Annotated in this window: 16 protein-coding genes and 1 other RNA gene; 8 read left to right on the top strand and 9 right to left on the bottom strand. The window is 47.2% G+C overall.

Translation table 11 applies throughout. The features are described from left to right. Positions 1–30 precede the first annotated feature (30 nt). From DWW52_RS02275 to DWW52_RS02260, 4 genes are all read left to right on the top strand, one after another. Entirely contained in the window at positions 31–798 is a 768-nt protein-coding gene (locus tag DWW52_RS02275; RefSeq protein WP_118713837.1) for a thiazole synthase, read from the top strand. A 250-nt stretch (positions 799–1048) separates the two neighbouring features. Further along, the gene (gene thiH / locus DWW52_RS02270) at positions 1049–2158 is read left to right on the top strand and encodes a 2-iminoacetate synthase ThiH (protein WP_118713836.1); all 1110 of its coding nucleotides are present in this window, start codon (positions 1049–1051) and stop codon (positions 2156–2158) included. A gap of 264 nt (positions 2159–2422) precedes the next feature. Beyond that, positions 2423–3028: a recombinase family protein gene (locus tag DWW52_RS02265; RefSeq protein ID WP_118713835.1), complete on the top strand. Its 606-nt coding sequence runs from the start codon at positions 2423–2425 to the stop codon at positions 3026–3028. Positions 3029–3064: 36 nt separating this feature from the next. Then, on the top strand, positions 3065–3796 hold the full coding sequence (locus DWW52_RS02260) for a HesA/MoeB/ThiF family protein (protein WP_118713834.1): 732 nt from the start codon (positions 3065–3067) through the stop codon (positions 3794–3796). 103 nt (positions 3797–3899) lie between these two features. Here DWW52_RS02260 and DWW52_RS02255 read toward each other — a convergent pair whose 3' ends face one another. From DWW52_RS02255 to DWW52_RS02235, 5 genes are all read right to left on the bottom strand, one after another. After that, positions 3900–5201, bottom strand: coding sequence for a glucose-6-phosphate isomerase (locus tag DWW52_RS02255; RefSeq protein ID WP_118713833.1), 1302 nt, complete (start codon positions 5199–5201; stop codon positions 3900–3902). Positions 5202–5219: 18 nt separating this feature from the next. Next, the gene (locus tag DWW52_RS02250) at positions 5220–5810 is read right to left on the bottom strand and encodes a bifunctional nuclease family protein (protein ID WP_118713832.1); all 591 of its coding nucleotides are present in this window, start codon (positions 5808–5810) and stop codon (positions 5220–5222) included. A gap of 99 nt (positions 5811–5909) precedes the next feature. Further along, positions 5910–7118 (bottom strand): L-serine ammonia-lyase, encoded by a 1209-nt coding sequence (locus DWW52_RS02245; RefSeq protein ID WP_118713831.1) that lies wholly within the window; start codon positions 7116–7118, stop codon positions 5910–5912. Between the two features lie 163 nt (positions 7119–7281). Continuing rightward, positions 7282–7628, bottom strand: an RNA gene (rnpB, locus tag DWW52_RS02240) — RNase P RNA component class A. Positions 7629–7793: 165 nt separating this feature from the next. Further along, positions 7794–8384: a YqgE/AlgH family protein gene (locus DWW52_RS02235; RefSeq protein WP_118713830.1), complete on the bottom strand. Its 591-nt coding sequence runs from the start codon at positions 8382–8384 to the stop codon at positions 7794–7796. A 72-nt stretch (positions 8385–8456) separates the two neighbouring features. Here DWW52_RS02235 and DWW52_RS02230 point away from each other — a divergent pair, with 72 nt between their 5' ends. The 4 genes from DWW52_RS02230 (at position 8457) to DWW52_RS02215 (ending at position 12163) form a co-directional block, all read left to right on the top strand. Further along, positions 8457–9044 carry a DUF4294 domain-containing protein gene (locus DWW52_RS02230; protein WP_118713829.1) on the top strand — a complete coding sequence of 196 codons (588 nt, stop codon included), beginning with the start codon at positions 8457–8459 and terminating at the stop codon, positions 9042–9044. Between the two features lie 59 nt (positions 9045–9103). Further along, positions 9104–10114 (top strand): DNA polymerase III subunit delta, encoded by a 1011-nt coding sequence (holA, locus tag DWW52_RS02225; protein ID WP_118713828.1) that lies wholly within the window; start codon positions 9104–9106, stop codon positions 10112–10114. Positions 10115–10227: 113 nt separating this feature from the next. Next, positions 10228–10734, top strand: a complete 507-nt coding sequence (locus DWW52_RS02220) for an HAD-IIIA family hydrolase (RefSeq protein WP_118713827.1) — start codon at positions 10228–10230, stop codon at positions 10732–10734. 16 nt (positions 10735–10750) lie between these two features. Further along, positions 10751–12163: an L-lactate permease gene (locus tag DWW52_RS02215; RefSeq protein ID WP_118713826.1), complete on the top strand. Its 1413-nt coding sequence runs from the start codon at positions 10751–10753 to the stop codon at positions 12161–12163. On the opposite strand, the gene DWW52_RS02210 is transcribed toward DWW52_RS02215, so the two are convergent. The 4 genes from DWW52_RS02210 to DWW52_RS02195 form a co-directional block, all read right to left on the bottom strand. Then, positions 12160–13380 carry an alanine dehydrogenase gene (locus DWW52_RS02210; protein ID WP_118713825.1) on the bottom strand — a complete coding sequence of 407 codons (1221 nt, stop codon included), beginning with the start codon at positions 13378–13380 and terminating at the stop codon, positions 12160–12162. The two genes, DWW52_RS02215 and DWW52_RS02210, sit on opposite strands and share 4 nt — an antisense overlap. A gap of 13 nt (positions 13381–13393) precedes the next feature. Further along, the gene (gene tsaE / locus DWW52_RS02205; protein WP_118713824.1) at positions 13394–13813 is read right to left on the bottom strand and encodes a tRNA (adenosine(37)-N6)-threonylcarbamoyltransferase complex ATPase subunit type 1 TsaE; all 420 of its coding nucleotides are present in this window, start codon (positions 13811–13813) and stop codon (positions 13394–13396) included. A 104-nt stretch (positions 13814–13917) separates the two neighbouring features. After that, a complete protein-coding gene (locus tag DWW52_RS02200; protein ID WP_199691944.1) occupies positions 13918–15366 on the bottom strand; it encodes a flotillin family protein in 1449 nt (482 codons plus the stop codon). Between the two features lie 36 nt (positions 15367–15402). After that, positions 15403–15978, bottom strand: coding sequence for an NfeD family protein (locus tag DWW52_RS02195; protein WP_118713822.1), 576 nt, complete (start codon positions 15976–15978; stop codon positions 15403–15405). Positions 15979–16253 lie beyond the last annotated feature (275 nt).

Below are 16253 nucleotides of genomic sequence, written 5' to 3'. Positions count from 1 at the left end.
CATTAAAATCATTAAATCTAAAATTAATAAATGGAAGCATTAAAAATCGCGGATAAAGTTTTTACCTCGCGCCTGTTTACCGGAACCGGTAAATTCGCATCAAATCAACTCATGGAAGACGCTATCCTGGCCTCGGAGTCACAACTCGTAACCGTCGCCTTGAAACGTGTAAACATGGATGGCAAAGAAGATGATATTCTGGCTCATTTGCAAGCACCTCATATCACCCTGTTACCCAACACATCCGGCGTGAGATCGGCAAAAGAAGCCGTGTTCGCCGCCCAACTGGCCAGGGAAGCCCTGGGAACAAACTGGTTGAAACTGGAAATACACCCGGACCCGAAATACCTGTTGCCCGACCCGATCGAAACCCTCAAAGCCACGGAAGAACTGGCAAAGCTGGGCTTCGTGGTGTTACCCTACATTCAGGCCGACCCGGTATTGTGTAAACACCTCGAAAACGCGGGTGCCGCCACGGTCATGCCGCTAGGCGCCCCGATCGGAACCAACAAAGGGCTTGTTACCCGGGATTTACTCGAAATTATCATCGAACAAAGTAATGTCCCCGTGATCGTGGACGCGGGAATCGGCGCTCCCTCTCACGCCGCCGCCGCCATGGAAATGGGCGCCGCCGCCGTGTTAGTGAATACCGCGATAGCCGTATCCCCGAACCCGGTGGAAATGGGACGGGCATTCAAACTGGCCGTTGAAGCCGGACGCATGGCTTTCGAGGCAAAACTGGCGAAACAATATCGCCACGCCCAAGCCAGTTCACCGTTGACGGCTTTTTTGGATTAAAGAGTTTATAAAGTTTATAAAGTTATAAGGTTTATAAAGTTATCGCTCCCTGCAGGAGCACATGGGCGATGATAGCTTAAACTGTTAAAAACTTCCCCCGGGGATATTATGGACGTTATAAACCTTATGTCACTGACCTGTCGCGGTTAGCTTTATCACTGACAACTTCGTTGCCATAAACAAAGCGCCCGCAGGGTCCACTAACTTTATAAACTTTACGAACCTTACAAACTTTATAAACTAAAAGAAGATGAATTCATTTTACGATACCCTTAAAACCTACGACTGGGACGATGTGAAACAAAACATCATGGATAAGTCGAAGAACGACGCGATCGCGGCGATCAACAACCCGCACCGCTCGCTAGACGATTTCATGGCATTAATCTCCCCGGCGGCAACCCCGTTGCTGGAAGACATGGCCATCGAAGCCAACCGCCTCACGCTCGAAAGATTCGGGAATACCATTCAACTGTATATCCCGCTCTACGTTTCGAACTATTGCACGAACTTCTGCGTTTACTGCGGTTTCAACCACGATAACGAGATTCATCGCAAGATGCTCACGCTGGAAGAAGTACAAGCGGAAACCGAGGTGATCACGAGTTGGGGATTCAAACACCTGCTACTCGTTTCGGGAGAGGCTCCCGCCGTGACGACGGTTGACTATTACGAGAAAGTGATTCGTGCCGTGCGGGACAAGTTCTCGCAAATCGCCCTCGAAGTGCAACCCCTTGACACGGCCGATTACGCTCGCCTGCACGAGGCCGGGTTAAGCTTCGTCTGCGTGTACCAGGAAACGTATAACGAGAAACAGTACCCGCTGTATCACCCCAAGGGACGGAAGGCCAATTACCGTTATCGTCTGGAAACTCCCGACAGGGTATGCACGGCCGGGGTACAGAAAATGGGTATCGGGGCCTTGCTCGGGCTGGAAGACTGGCGTACGGATTCCTTCTTCACGGCCCTGCACCTGAAATACCTGGAAAAGAACTACTGGCGCTCCAAATACTCGATCTCCCTCCCCCGCCTGCGCCCGCATGCCGGGGCTTTCATGCCTAAAGACCCGATCAACGACAAGCAAATGGTGCAACTTATCTGTGCCTACCGTCTACTGGATCAACAGGCAGAAATCTCCATTTCCACGCGGGAAAGCCGGGAATTCCGGGACCACGTGATGCACCTGGGAGCCACCTCGATGAGTGCCGGATCAAGCACGGAACCGGGAGGATACGTCGTACCTCACAAAGAGCTGGAACAATTCGCTATTAACGATAACCGTACCCCGCAAGAAATGGTTGAAGCCATTAAAGCACAGGGATACGAACCCGTCTGGAAGGATTGGGACGCGTGGATGTAGGGAGTTCGCCTCCGGCGAGTTGCAGGTTACAAGTTAGCAGGTTACAAGTTCGAGACAAAACGTACAAGGAATAAAAGCGTTTAGCGATGAATTCACCTACGATATAAGCAAAGTTAGAGAACGTGTAACTTGCAACCAGTCAACCGGTAACCTGCAACCCGCCAAGGACGAACACATGATAACTTCTTTTAACTTTTGAAAAGCAATAAATATTCTCCTCCTTTTGCTACGTTTGTCTTTTTAATTCTCTAAAATCAAATTATTATGGTAGTTGCGTATTTACGAGTCAGCACAAACAAACAACACCTGGAAAATCAGGAGGAGGAGATCAAGAAATTTGCCGCCCACCGGGGACTTGATATTGACAAGTGGTATCACGACGTCGTCAGTGGGAAAGTACACAGTAACGACCGGAAACTCGGCGATCTCCTCCTAACTTTACAAGAGGGCGACTGCCTTATCGTCACGGAAGTATCACGTTTGAGTAGGACGTTAATCGACATCATGAACATCATCAACACTTGTATCCAGCGTAAAATTGTTCTCCATAGCACGAAAGAAGGATACACTTTCGAGAACAATTTGAACAGCAAGATACTGGGCTTCGCTTTCGGCCTGGTGGCGGAAATCGAACGTAACCTAATCTCAATCCGTACGAGAGAAGCTCTCGCCGTGAGGAAAGCGGAAGGAATAAAACTGGGCCGCCCGTTCGGCAGTTGCCCGCAATTAAACGTGCTGATACAAAACAAGGAAAAGATCATCGAGCTAATGGACAACTGCGTACCTTACAAGAAAATAGCCAAGAAGTACAAGGTATCCATCTGCACGGTAAACCGATTTGTCAAGCATCACATCAACGAATGTAAATAACTCTGGTAAAACAAATTAGAATTAACTCAACAGCATATGTCACTAACCTCTAAAGAAAAGGAACGTTACAATCGACATATTATCCTACAAGACATTGGAATTCGAGGACAAGAAAAAATTAAAGCTACAAACGTGCTGGTAGTAGGAGCCGGAGGATTAGGCTCACCCATATTATACTACTTGACAGCCGCAGGAATCGGTCACGTTGGCATCATGGACGACGACGTGGTATCGGAGTCCAACCTGCAACGGCAAATCCTGTACGACACGACACACGTGGGAACCTCCAAAGCCACCGTTGCCGCGGACAAATTAAACCGGTTAAATCCATTTTGCAGGATTACCCCATACACAACCCGTCTATCGCAGGATAACGCCCTGGAAATTATTTCAGAATATGATATTGTCATAGACGCGACCGATAATCTCTATGCCCGTTACCTGATTAATGACGCGTGCGTGGAATTAAATAAACCTTTTATTTACGGCAGTATATGCGAATTCAGCGGTCAACTGTCCGTTTTTAATTATCATGATGGTCCTACCTACCGGGACCTTTTCGAGTACAGCGATGACATCAAGAACTTCTCGCAGCCATCAGGTGTTATCGGCGCTCTTCCCGGAATTATCGGGTCGTTGCAAGTAAACGAAACCATTAAAATTATTCTCGAAAAACCGGGTGTACTCTCCGGAAAGTTATTAACCATAGATATATTGAACAATACCTATCTTACTTTTACCATTCAGAAGAAAGCAAGGAGTTTGTAAGGTTTATAAAGTTTATAAAGTTTATAAAGTTTATAAAGTTTATAAAGTTTATAAGGTTCGTAAGGTTCATAAAGTTACGAACTTTATGAACCTTATAAACCCTTTAGCTTCTTTTCTCGTATCCCGGTTTACCAAGCAACATGAACATGTTGTTCTTGTACGCCTCCACTCCCGGCTGGTCAAAAGCGTTCACGCCAAGGATTCCGCCGGATATAGCACAGGCCATCTCGTAGAAATAGAATAACTGCCCCAGGTAATATTCGGTCAATTCCGGGATAATAACCCTCATGTTCGGGACCCCACCTTCCACGTGAGCCAGTTGAGTACCCAGTTCGGCCATTTTATTCACCTCGTCAACACGTTTACCCGCCAGATAGTTCAATTTATCCAGATCGTGGGCATCACAAGGCACTTGCACCCTATATTTCGTCTTCTCGATAGAAAGAACCGTCTCGAACAGATTCCGACGCCCTTCCTGTATATACTGTCCCATGGAATGCAAATCCGTCGTGAAATCAACACTGGCGGGGAAGATACCCTTGCTTTCCTTTCCCTCGCTCTCGCCGTATAGTTGTTTCCACCATTCAGCGACATAATGCAGTTTCGGGTTGAAATTTACCGTGATCTCGATCACGTATCCCTTCTCGTACAAGGCGTTCCGAACGGAAGCGTAGGTGACAGCAAGTTTCGCGTCACTTTCCTTCATGCAACTCCACATATCCACGGCACCTTTTACCAGAGAACGGATATCCAACCCGGCCAGGGCGACGGGTAGTAAACCCACCGGGGTCAGCACGGAATAGCGCCCACCCACGTTATCGGGAATCACGAATGTCTCGTATTCCTCTTTATCGGCCATTGCCCGCAAAGCTCCTTTCTTCTCGTCGGTGATTGCAACTATTCTCTCTCTCGAAACCGCCACTCCTTCCTGTTCGATCAACTGGTCCTTCAATAAACGGAAAGCCACGGCAGGCTCGGTTGTCGTTCCCGATTTGGAGATCACGCATATCCCGAATTTCTTGTCTTTCAAAAACGCCTGCAATTCATATAAATAATCCTCGCTGACATTATTCCCGGCAAAAACGACTCTGGTTCCCGAATAGACATCAAAACTACCGGACATCGCCTCGATCACGGCTTTGGCACCCAGATAAGACCCCCCGATGCCGATGATGACAACCACGTCGGTTTGTTCTCTCAACCTGTCGGTACAACTGGAAATTCGTTCCAATTCGTTCTCGGTAATCTGAACGGGGAGATCTAGCCAGCCCAGGAAATCACTTCCTTTGCAAGTCCCGTTTTTCAAACTCTTTAAGGCTTTAATTGCCTTTTCCTGTTGCGCGGAAATCTCTTTTTCCCCAACGAACGATAAGACTTTCGAGTAGTCAAGTTTAATGCTTTCCATTGTATTTATATTTAAATATTATTCCCCTCTTTTGGCTTTCAGCATATCCCTGTAACGAGAAGCGTTCTCGTAATCCTCGTTCTTCACGGCCTCGTCCAACATCCGGGTTAATTCTTCCTCGGTAAAATCATCCGATGATGACTTCGCGTCCCCCGGTTCCACGGTTGTTTTCCCGCTAAATTCGCCCGTTTCCAGATCGGAAACCGGTATCGCCGTTTTGGCTATCACGCCAGGGGCAACATAGATCGGGCAATTATAACGTAACGCCAAAGCGATAGCGTCTGACGTGCGGGAATCAATTTTCAAAACCTCTTCCCCGTGACGAAAACGCAATTCCGAGTAAAAGATTCCGGATTCCCAACGATAAATATAGACTTCCTCCAGAGTCGCACCCAACTGGTCTGCCAGACTCTTTATCAAATCGTGTGTCAACGGACGCTGCGAACGCAAATGCTCCAGGTGAATCGCGATGGATTGTGCCTCGGCTATCCCGATGATAATAGGAATTCGAAAAGTGTCATTCTCTTCTGCCAGAACCAACGCGTATGCCCCCGTTTGAGACATACTGTTATAGGATAACCCGAAAACTTTTAATCTAATTCTATCCATAAGCCTTACGTAACTTTAGATCTACGTTTTTAGATTTACGATTGTTACTTCCAAGCTCGATAATCTAGTCTCATTCACACAACCCTAAATCCGAATCTATTATTTTTTCAAGGGAGCCCTGTAGATACGGGCCAATCCCCCTAGACTTGTTTCCCTGTATTTTGCCTGCATGTCACATCCCGTCTGCATCATGGTCTCTACCACGTCATCGAAAGAGACTTTATGACGTCCATCCGAGAAAAGGGAGTAAATCGCGCATTCGCGGGCTTTCTGCGAGATAAACGCGTTCCGCTCGATGCAAGGAATTTGCACGTACCCGCCAACCGGGTCACAGGTCAATCCCAAGTTATGCTCGAATCCCATTTCAGCCGCGTATTCCACCTGCATCGGGCTTCCTCCCAATATCTGCGCCGCAGCCCCGGCAGCCATGGCACAAGCCGTTCCCAGCTCACCCTGGCATCCTACCTCGGCCCCGGATATTGAACCGTTCGTTTTCACGATGTTACCGATCAACCCGGCTGTTGCCAATCCTTTTATAATCCGCTTGTCACTGATATCCTGATCATGCTTCAAGAAGAATAGCACGGAAGGAACTACCCCGGCTGAACCACAAGTAGGAGCCGTCACGATCCGTCCCCCGGCGGCGTTCTCTTCGGCAACGGCCAAAGCGGACGCGAATACCATTCCCATGTGACGCAAAGTTCCCGCGGACTGTTGGGCCCGCACGTGATAAGCACAGGCCTTGCGCGCCAAACGCAAGTTTCCGGGCAACACACCCTCGTTCTCCAAGCCGTTGTGAATACTTTCCACCATCACTTTCCAAACCTCTTCCAGGTAATCAAAGATTTCCGGTCCCTCGTGCAACTCCACGTACTCGACGAAAGAGCGCCCCTCAGCCTTGCACCAGTTCAATATATCGGTCATCTTCGTATCCGGGTAGATATCTTCCCGGTTAAAAGTTCCTTGCTCATCCCACAAGGCTCCGCCACCGACACTATATACCTCCCAACGATCCTTGACTTCCCCGTTTTCCAGAGCCTCGAACAACATTCCGTTCGGGTGATGCGGAAGAGATTTGTCGGATTCCCACACGATCTCCGTGTCATCCGGCCGATTTATCATCTTCTGAATGGCCACGTCCGTGCCGTGTCCTACCCCCGTCAACGCCAAACTACCGAATAATGTCACCCGATAGCGTTCTGCATCCGGATTTCTTTCTTTAAAATAAAGAGCCGCACGTCCCGGCCCCATCGTGTGACTGGAAGAAGGTCCATAACCTATTCTAAATATTTCTCTGATTGATTTCACTTTACTAATTTTTTATTCGTCTCCGGCGTAAAATCGCCTTCGGCGTGTTACAAGTTACAAGTTGGCAGGTTACAAGTTTATACCCCGCACAAGCTGGCGCTTTTTTCACTCTAAATTCTGAACTCTAAACTTTAAACTAAATTCAATTCTTCATTTTCAATAAAAAAAAGGCAGGCCTATAAGCCGGGTTCTGTACCTTGCGGTTTCTATCATTTATCTACTCCGTGAATCACTTCACGGCTCTAGCGACCTACCCCCTGGCATTGGTCGGGCAAACCTAAGCGCCAGTGTACATGGTCTTGCAACTCGTGAGGTGTACGGCTATCCCGGTCACCCGGAATACCGGTGAGCTCTTACCTCACCTTTTCACCCTTATTCCGCGAACGGAACGGTTATTTTCTGTTACACTACTGCCCCCTCTCGAAGGCCTTCCCGTTAGGAAACACGATGCCCTGCGTTGCCCGGACTTTCCTCTCTCCCTCGCGGGACAGCGATAGAACGGCCTGCCTTTATTCATTTCAAATCCTATTAAGTGAGTGATTTATGATTTCCGATTAAGTGATTTCTCCACACAATTCTCGCACTCCTTTTTTGTAATCACAGAATCATTCAATCGGCAATCACCGAATTATTTCACTTTAAATCAAACTCAAAGAACTCTTTCTCAACTTTCAATTAATTAAGAATCGGGTCTTCCGGGAAATTCGCCCAAAGCTTGTGTCTTCCCCCCAAAGAACTCATCGCCTGCTCCCACAATCCATCGTTCGGGACAGAAAACAATATTTCTGTCGGGATCGTTCCCACCATCCATGAATTCTCTTGCAATTCACTATCTAACTGGTTCTCGGTCCAACCACTATACCCGGCAAAAAAACGAATCTCACCTTCCAATATCTTTCCGGCTTTCAACATCCCCGTTAAAGCCTGGAAATTCCCTCCCCAGTATATTCCCTTCGCGATCTCTACCGAATCGGGGATATCCTCTCTCCGGTGAATATAATACAACTGATTTCGTTCCACGGGTCCCCCGATATACACCGGGAAAGACACCCCCTCCAGCTCTTTCACCAATTCGGACGTCGTGTAAGGCAATGGTTTGTTCAACACGAACCCCACGCCTCCATTCTCGTCATACTCCACCATGTAAACCACGGAACGATTAAAATATTTTCCTTCCAGAAAAGGTTCGGCAATCAACACCTTCCCCACCTCGACACGATCATCGTTATGACGTATCTGAAACAGTTCCTGAAACTCCTTTTCCACTAGTTATTATTTTTACAAGTCAAATATATCTACTAAATTTGTATTACAAAGCGTTAATGCAAAGATAACAAAATGTGGAAAATATTTGGCATATTGCTTCTATCTTTATTTATTAACAACTTTGCCGAAGCGCAAAGTGTTGTCCCGGCTGTTATTATCGGCAGAGATACCGTTCCACATGTCCTTCTCGGTGAAGTTGATGTCGTCGCCAGAATCAAAAATCCCCGGAAATATGCCCGTCAACAACAAAGAAACCAGCGAATGATATACAACGTGCGGAAAGTATTCCCGTACGCCAAGATTGCCGCCGCCAAAATCAACGAGATCGAGAACCAGTTAGCGCGAGTGAATTCGGAATTAAAACGCAAGCAAATCATCAAAAAAGAGTACAAAGAACTCATGCAGACGTTCAAACAACCGCTAATGAAATTAACCGTCACCCAAGGAAAGATTCTCGTGCGCCTGATCTACCGGGAAACCAACAACACCTCGTTCAACCACATCAGAGAATACAAGGGGACCGTGAACGCTTATTTCTGGCAATCATTGGCTCTTTTGTTCGGCAATAACTTGAAAGCCGATTACGAACCGGAGGGACGGGACCGGGAAATCGAACAAATCGTGCGCACCATCGAAAAAGAGAATCTAGGAATGAAATAATTCATTTTTTGCATTTCTAAATCTTCGTATATCCAAATTTCCCAATTATCTTTGCCCTTATGAAATACGAAGAGATTGTCACGGATTTAAAGGCGGGAAAATATGCCCCGATTTACTTCTTATCAGGAGAAGAACCTTATTTTCTGGATGAGATAGCGACCAGAATTGAAAAAAACGCCCTCTCGGAAGACGAAAAGGCTTTCAATCAGACCATCTTGTACGGTAACGATGTTTCCATGACAACCGTGACCGACACGGCCCGCCGTTTCCCCATGATGTCACAACGCCAAGTTGTTATCGTCAAGGAGGCCCAGAATATCCGGGACTTTGAAAACCTACTCCCGTACATCGAGCATTTGCAACCGACAACCATTCTGGTATTTCTCTACAAAAACAAGAAACCCGATAAACGCAAGGGGGTATTCAAAAAACTGAGTAGTTCCTCGAACTGCGTCTATTTCGAATCAGCCAAGCTTTACGACAACAAAATCCCGGACTGGATCATCTCGTACTGCAAAGACAAGAAATACATGATCTCCCTGAAAGCCGCCGGGATACTAGCCGAGAGTCTTGGAAACGATCTCAGCAAGGTTGCCAACGAACTCGATAAACTGATGCTCTTACTTCCCGGAGGAGGCGAGATCAAAGAGAACCTGGTAGAAGAACACACGGGCATCAGCAAGGAATTCAACACGTTCGAACTCACGGCTGCCATTATCCAGATGGATCACCTGAAAGCCAACCGCATCGTGAACTATTTCGAGGCCAATCCTAAAAATAACCCACTAGTACTCACGATCACTATGTTATTCCGCTATTTCTTGAATCTACTGACTTACCACTATCAGAAAAAGAGTACACCGAATCAACAGGAAATGGCCCGGCTGCTGGGAATCAATCCTTACTTCATGAAAGACTATACCGAAGGAGCGAAAAAATATAATGCCATGAAATGTGCCAACATTATCTCTTGGCTCAGAGAATACGACCTCAAATCCAAGGGAGTGGGAAACGCGAATATCTCTGACGGCGAGCTTTTAAAGGAATTAATTTTTAAAATAATGCACTAAACAATTGAAAATGGAGAATTGAAAATGAAAAAAGCGTTGGCCTTGTGTTGGGAATCACTTAATCTGAAATCACAAATCACAGAATTGATAGGATCTAAAATTTAAAATCTAAAATGAATAAGGCTATTTTTCTTGACCGGGACGGTACGATCAACTCTGACGAAGGACACTACTATATATATAGGATAGAAGATTTCGTGTTTAACCCCGGCGTGATCGACGGAATCCGCCGCCTCAACGAAGCGGGTTACCTGATTATTGTCGTAACCAACCAAGGGGGTGTCGCGAAAGGCGAATACACTACCGAAGATGTTGAAAACCTGCATGCATACATGTGTGCGGAACTGGAAAAACACGGGGCCCACATAGACAAGATATATTATTGTCCTCACCACAGCAGCATCGCCCCCTGCGAGTGTCGCAAACCATCGCCTTACATGATCGAACAAGCCATTCGAGAATTTGATATTGACAAATCCGCCACCCTATTGATCGGGGACGGTGGCCGGGATATAGAAGCCGCCGAAGCCGCCGGGATACGAGGTATAAAAATCCCGAAGAACAGTGACTTAACCCCGGTTATCGACACTATTCTGAAGCAATTGAAAACGGAAAATTGAAGATCATAACAGTATCATGTCCGAAATCTTGTTTGCTCTACTACCTATGGCTATTTTGGTCATATCCATGGGAATATGCAAATGGCCGGGGGATAAGAGTAGCCTGTTCACCCTTATTATCACGATCCTGTTGGCTATCTTTATCTTCAAAGCACCCGTTCAGGAAATCGGTACGACCTTATTAAACAGTTCCTATCGAGCCTGCGTCACTATCCTATCCGTTATCTGGATAGCCGTTTTCAGCTACAACCTTTTGTTACATTCCGGGAAAATCGAAATACTTAAAGGTCAGTTAGCCGCCATATCCACGGACAAAAGCGTACAGGTGTTACTCATCACCTGGGGATTTGGCGGTTTACTGGAAGGCATGGCCGGTTACGGCACGTCGGTCGCCATTCCTGCGGCGATTCTCGTAACTCTCGGTTTCCGCCCGTTATTCGCCGTCTTGGTCAGTCTTATCGCCAACAGCGAGCCGACCACCTTCGGGGCCGTCGGGATTGCAGAAACCGTCCTTGCCGAGGAAACCGGTTGTCCGTTACCGGAGTTATGCAAAGCCACGATTCAACAACTATTTCCCTTTATCTTCCTGATACCCATCACCCTCACAATACTGGCAGACCGACGTCGACAAGCCTTACCCAAGAACCTCCTGCTCGGCACTCTCGTCGGGGGAGTATCCTATCTGGCCCAATATCTCACGGCCAACTACCTCGGACCAGAAACACCGGCTATCATCGGCAGTATATGTTCCATCATTGCTATTATCATCTGGAGTCACTTCCATCCTTCCGGTCAGAAAAGTTCTTTCACGAACGGGTATACCGCCCGACAAATCTACCAAGCGTGGAGCATATACGGGTTTATCATTCTCTTCATCCTGTTGGCCATCCCGTTCCACTTCAAGGGAACCGCTTTACTCTTGCTCGGGGGAGCTTTCATCGGCGGGCAAATCCAAGGCGTGAAAACCAAAAAACAACTCGTACTTTTAGGCAAAACTCTCGTGCAAATCCGTACCACGATCATCATGGTTATCGCCCTCGTCGGGATATCCGCGCTCATGGAGATATCCGGTATGATACGACTCATGGCCGACACCTTGACCACCCTGGCTGGTAACGGGTATGCCTTCTGGTCCCCCCTCGTCGGGGAAGCCGGAACATTCCTCACGGGTAGCGGGACTTCTGCCAACATTCTTTTCGGTAAATTGCAAGTAGGAATAGCGGAAAATATAAACGTCGAGCCTTCTTGGCTGACTGCCGCGAATACAACCGGGACTACCGCCGGGAAAATTATCTCCCCTCAAAGTATAGCTATCGCCACCTCGGCCTGTCAGTTACAAGGCAAAGAAGGAGAAATCCTGAAACAAGCCTTCCCTTACGCTCTCGTGTACGGTATTTTACTAGGAATAATCGTGGCGCTTGGAAGTTAAAAAGCAGCCAACAACAAATCAATATCACGGGACACCAGACCGTACTTATCCGCGATGACCTTTTTAGTCAGTACCCCGTTATAGATATAAACACCATGTCGTAACCCGACATCGCTTTTGATAGCAGAATTAAACCCTCCTTCACGGGAAACCTTGTCAAACAAGGGCGTGAACAGGTTACTATACGCAATAGAAGCCGTACGTGCCACCCTCGACGGGACATTCGGGACACAATAATGAATCACCCCGTTATACACGTATGTCGGATTCTCGTGAGTCGTAGGACCGGAAGTCTCGATACACCCGCCATGTTCGATAGACATATCGACGATAACCGCCCCCTGTTTCATCAATTTCACCTGCTCCTCCGAAACGGTAATCCCGAAATCATCATCAAAGAAACGCAAAGCCCCGATCAACACGTCGGCTGACAATAACGCCCGCTCCAGTACAGGTTTGTGGAACACGGAAGTGTAAACCCGTTGTCCCAGACAATGATTCAAACGCCTCAAACGCTCCAAGGAATGATCGAAAACTTTCACCACCGCACCCAAAGCCAAAGCCGTGCGTGCGGCATATTCACCCAGCGTTCCGGCACCCAAGATAACCACCTCGGCAGGTGTCACTCCAGTCACACCTCCCAACAAAATCCCTTTCCCCTCCCGCGAATTACTCAGATACTCGCTAGCTATCATAATCGCCGAACTCCCCGAAATCTCGCTCATCATCTGGACCACGGGATAAAGCCCATTTCCATCTTTCAGTATATCAAAACCCACGGCAGTCACTTTTTTCTGCATCATCTCCACGATCGCCTCTTTCCGCAATTCAAAAAGCTCTATCGGGGACAAAATCACCTGACGATCGCGCATCACCTCCACGTCTTCCTGCATCACCGGTGTGGGTTTCAAAATAATATCAGCGGTATACACCTCCTCGCACGTGTCCAACATCTGGGCTCCCGCATCCGCGTATTCCCGGTCATGGTAATGTGCCGCCTCTCCGGCTCCTCGTTGTATCATTATCGTGTGCCCCATATCCACCATCACGGCCACCGATTCCGGGGTTAGACAAATCCGGTTCTCCCGGCGTTCTGTCTCGTTCGGCAAACCTATTGTCAACCGTTTCTGTTTATATTCCCCGAAAACCTCTTTTTCTTGGTACAGAAACCATTCCCTGTTGATAAGTGCACCCAATAATTTACCCGAGTTATCCATAATATCCCCTTTATTATTTTTCTTCTATCACCAGTTCTCTCCGGCCGTCAGCCAACTCGGAGAATTTACATATCAACGTATTATCCGGCAATAACGGCTCGACCATTTCCGGCCACTCGATAAAACAACGATTCCCGCTATAAAAATACTCCTCGTAACCGAAATCCATCGCTTCCTCGATATTTTTCACCCGGTAGAAATCAAAATGATATACCGAATCTCCCTTTGCCGTCAAATACTCATTCACGATCGCAAACGTCGGGGAATTCACGTCATCCTCTATTCCCAAACATTCCGCCACCGCTTTCACGAATGTCGTTTTACCCACTCCCATCGGCCCGTACAAGGCGTATATCGTGTTATCCCCCGTACTCGCCAAAAACTCTTTGGCCACCCGATTCAAATCATCTACGCCGTCAATTACCCAACGCATAATTTCACCTGAATTTATAAATCTATTAAATACTTTTGTGGTATACTCTTCACAAGTATACCACAAAGATAATTATTAGTAAACGAAAAAACGAAATCAAAAGTTTATTTCTCCGGTTCAACAGTAACCTCTTCCTGTTGCCCGGCATCTACCGCTTTTTCTTCCGTCGAAGCTCCTTTCAAGAAAGTAGGCAAATTCAACCCGGCCATGTTAAACAAATCATTCAACGGGGGCACGGACTTCATCATCCCGGAAATGAAATTGGCAGTTGAAGTATTACCGTTCCCGGCGTTATTACCGTCCCAAACCGTAACTTTATCAATCTTTATATTCTTGACAGCTTCCACTTGTGTCCTCACCAATTCCGGCAATTTATCCGTAATCAACATCATCACGGCCTTATCCGGATCACCAGCAGCAGCTTGCACGATCCGAGCATACCCTTCCGCTTGTTTCGTCAGCACCTCGTACATACCTCTGGCCTCAGCATCCATTTTGGCAAAAATAGCATCCGCTTCACCTTTCGCCAAACGACGCAAACGCTCGGCTTCCGCCTCGGCATCAATAATCGCTTTCTCTTTGTCAATCTGTGCCGGAACCACGATATTAGCAGCTTGCGTGGCTTTTTCTCTCTCGGCACGAGCTTTCTCAGCTTCCCGCTCTGCCAAGTATGCCTCTTCCAAAGCCTTAGCCGACTGCACTTTCTCCGCAGCAATAGCCTTACGGGCAGCCTCGGCCTCTCTTTCCCGACGAATTGCATCCGAATCGGCGATCAAAATCTTGGCGTTATTCTCACCCTCTACCGCCGTGGCATTAGCCTCCGCAGTACGGATACGGGTATCCCGCACGGTTTCCGCAATACGGATATCCTTATCTCGATCGGCCTCGGCCTTACCGATCTCCCCGAACCGATTCTGTTCGGCCACGCTCTTCTTAGCATCATTAATAGCCTTGGCTGCAGCTTCTTTTCCGAGCGCCTCGATATACCCCGACTCATCGCGGATATCCGTCACGTTCACGTTAATCAATTTCAAACCAATCTTGCGTAATTCCGCTTCCACGTTAGCGCTCACGTTAGCCAAGAACTTATCCCGGTCCGAGTTGATCTCCTCGATATCCATCGTGGCGATCACCAGACGCAACTGCCCGAAAAGAATATCTTTTGCCAAATCCTGAATATTCTCCAAGCGTTGTCCCAGTAAACGCTCCGCGGCATTCGTCATACTATCCGACTCGGTCGAGATTCCCACCGTGAAACGACAGGGAACATCCACCCGAATATTCTGTTTACTCAATGCATTCGTTAAATTACATTCTATCGAGATCGGCGTCAAATCCAGGAATGCATAACTCTGAAACACGGGCCAGATAAAGGCGGCTCCACCATGAATACAACGCGCAGAACTCACTCCTCCGGTCGCATTCTTTCCGGTTTTACCGTACACGACAAGAATTTTGTCGGACGGACAACGTTTATAACGGGATAATATCGCCGCAAACGTAACAAACAACACCGCCACCACGGCGACAATCAAATACAAACTTCCTTCCATTTCCATGTATTTTAGTATTAATGATAAATAGTCCTCTTAAAAACGTTCGACCAGCAACGTGCTGTCATTGATCACTTCCACCACTTTTATCGGGGCACCCGTTTCCAGTTCTTCTCCCAACGTGAGCGCATCAAATTCCCGGATCGCTCCCTGTATCGAGATCTGCACCTTCCCCTCTCCCCCTTTCCCGGCCGGAATCTTCAAATATACGTTTCCCTTACACCCTAAAGCGTTCGCCATATTTATAGTGCCACTTTGTTCCATCCGGCTCATAAACCTGAAAATAGCCATCACCGCCATGACTAACAACACACCGATCGCAGCCGACACGAGAATTAACACGAACTGGTTCCCGATCGCCCCTTGAAAAGAGATAATCGACCACCCGAATCCCAACAAGAAATTGATAAAATTACGGAAAGTAAATAACTGAAAAGGCCCGCTATCACCATCTCCCGGCATATCAGTCCCCGTGTCAATGTCCATCCCTCCATCCGTATCCATTCCGACGAAAGTCATAATCGTTTGTATAATAAACACCAAACTAGCAAATAGTGTGATACACCACACCGATTGCATAAATAAACCTAGAGAACTCCACCATTCTTCCATCGCATTAAATTTTAATTAGTAACATATATTTCCCCTCTCGCTCGCACACAACTACACAAATATAAACATTTTCACAAGACTTCCTAGCATATAGTTAAAACTAAATACACTCCTTCTTTAAATATAAGCACCCCGTTCTTTCTCCCCTTCAAATACTACCGACAACCGTATTTCAACAATATTTGAACCGTATTTAATCATAGCGGAACGCATAGTTACCAGCCATTTACAATACATCAAAAAAACATCCCTGATTTTAATTTGTATTAGTATAC

Origin of the sequence: Odoribacter sp. AF15-53 (assembly GCF_003479425.1) — a bacterium.
Classification (GTDB): domain Bacteria; phylum Bacteroidota; class Bacteroidia; order Bacteroidales; family Marinifilaceae; genus Butyricimonas.
Note: the sequence above shows the minus strand (reverse complement) of the source record. Positions and strands in the feature narration are given on the sequence as shown.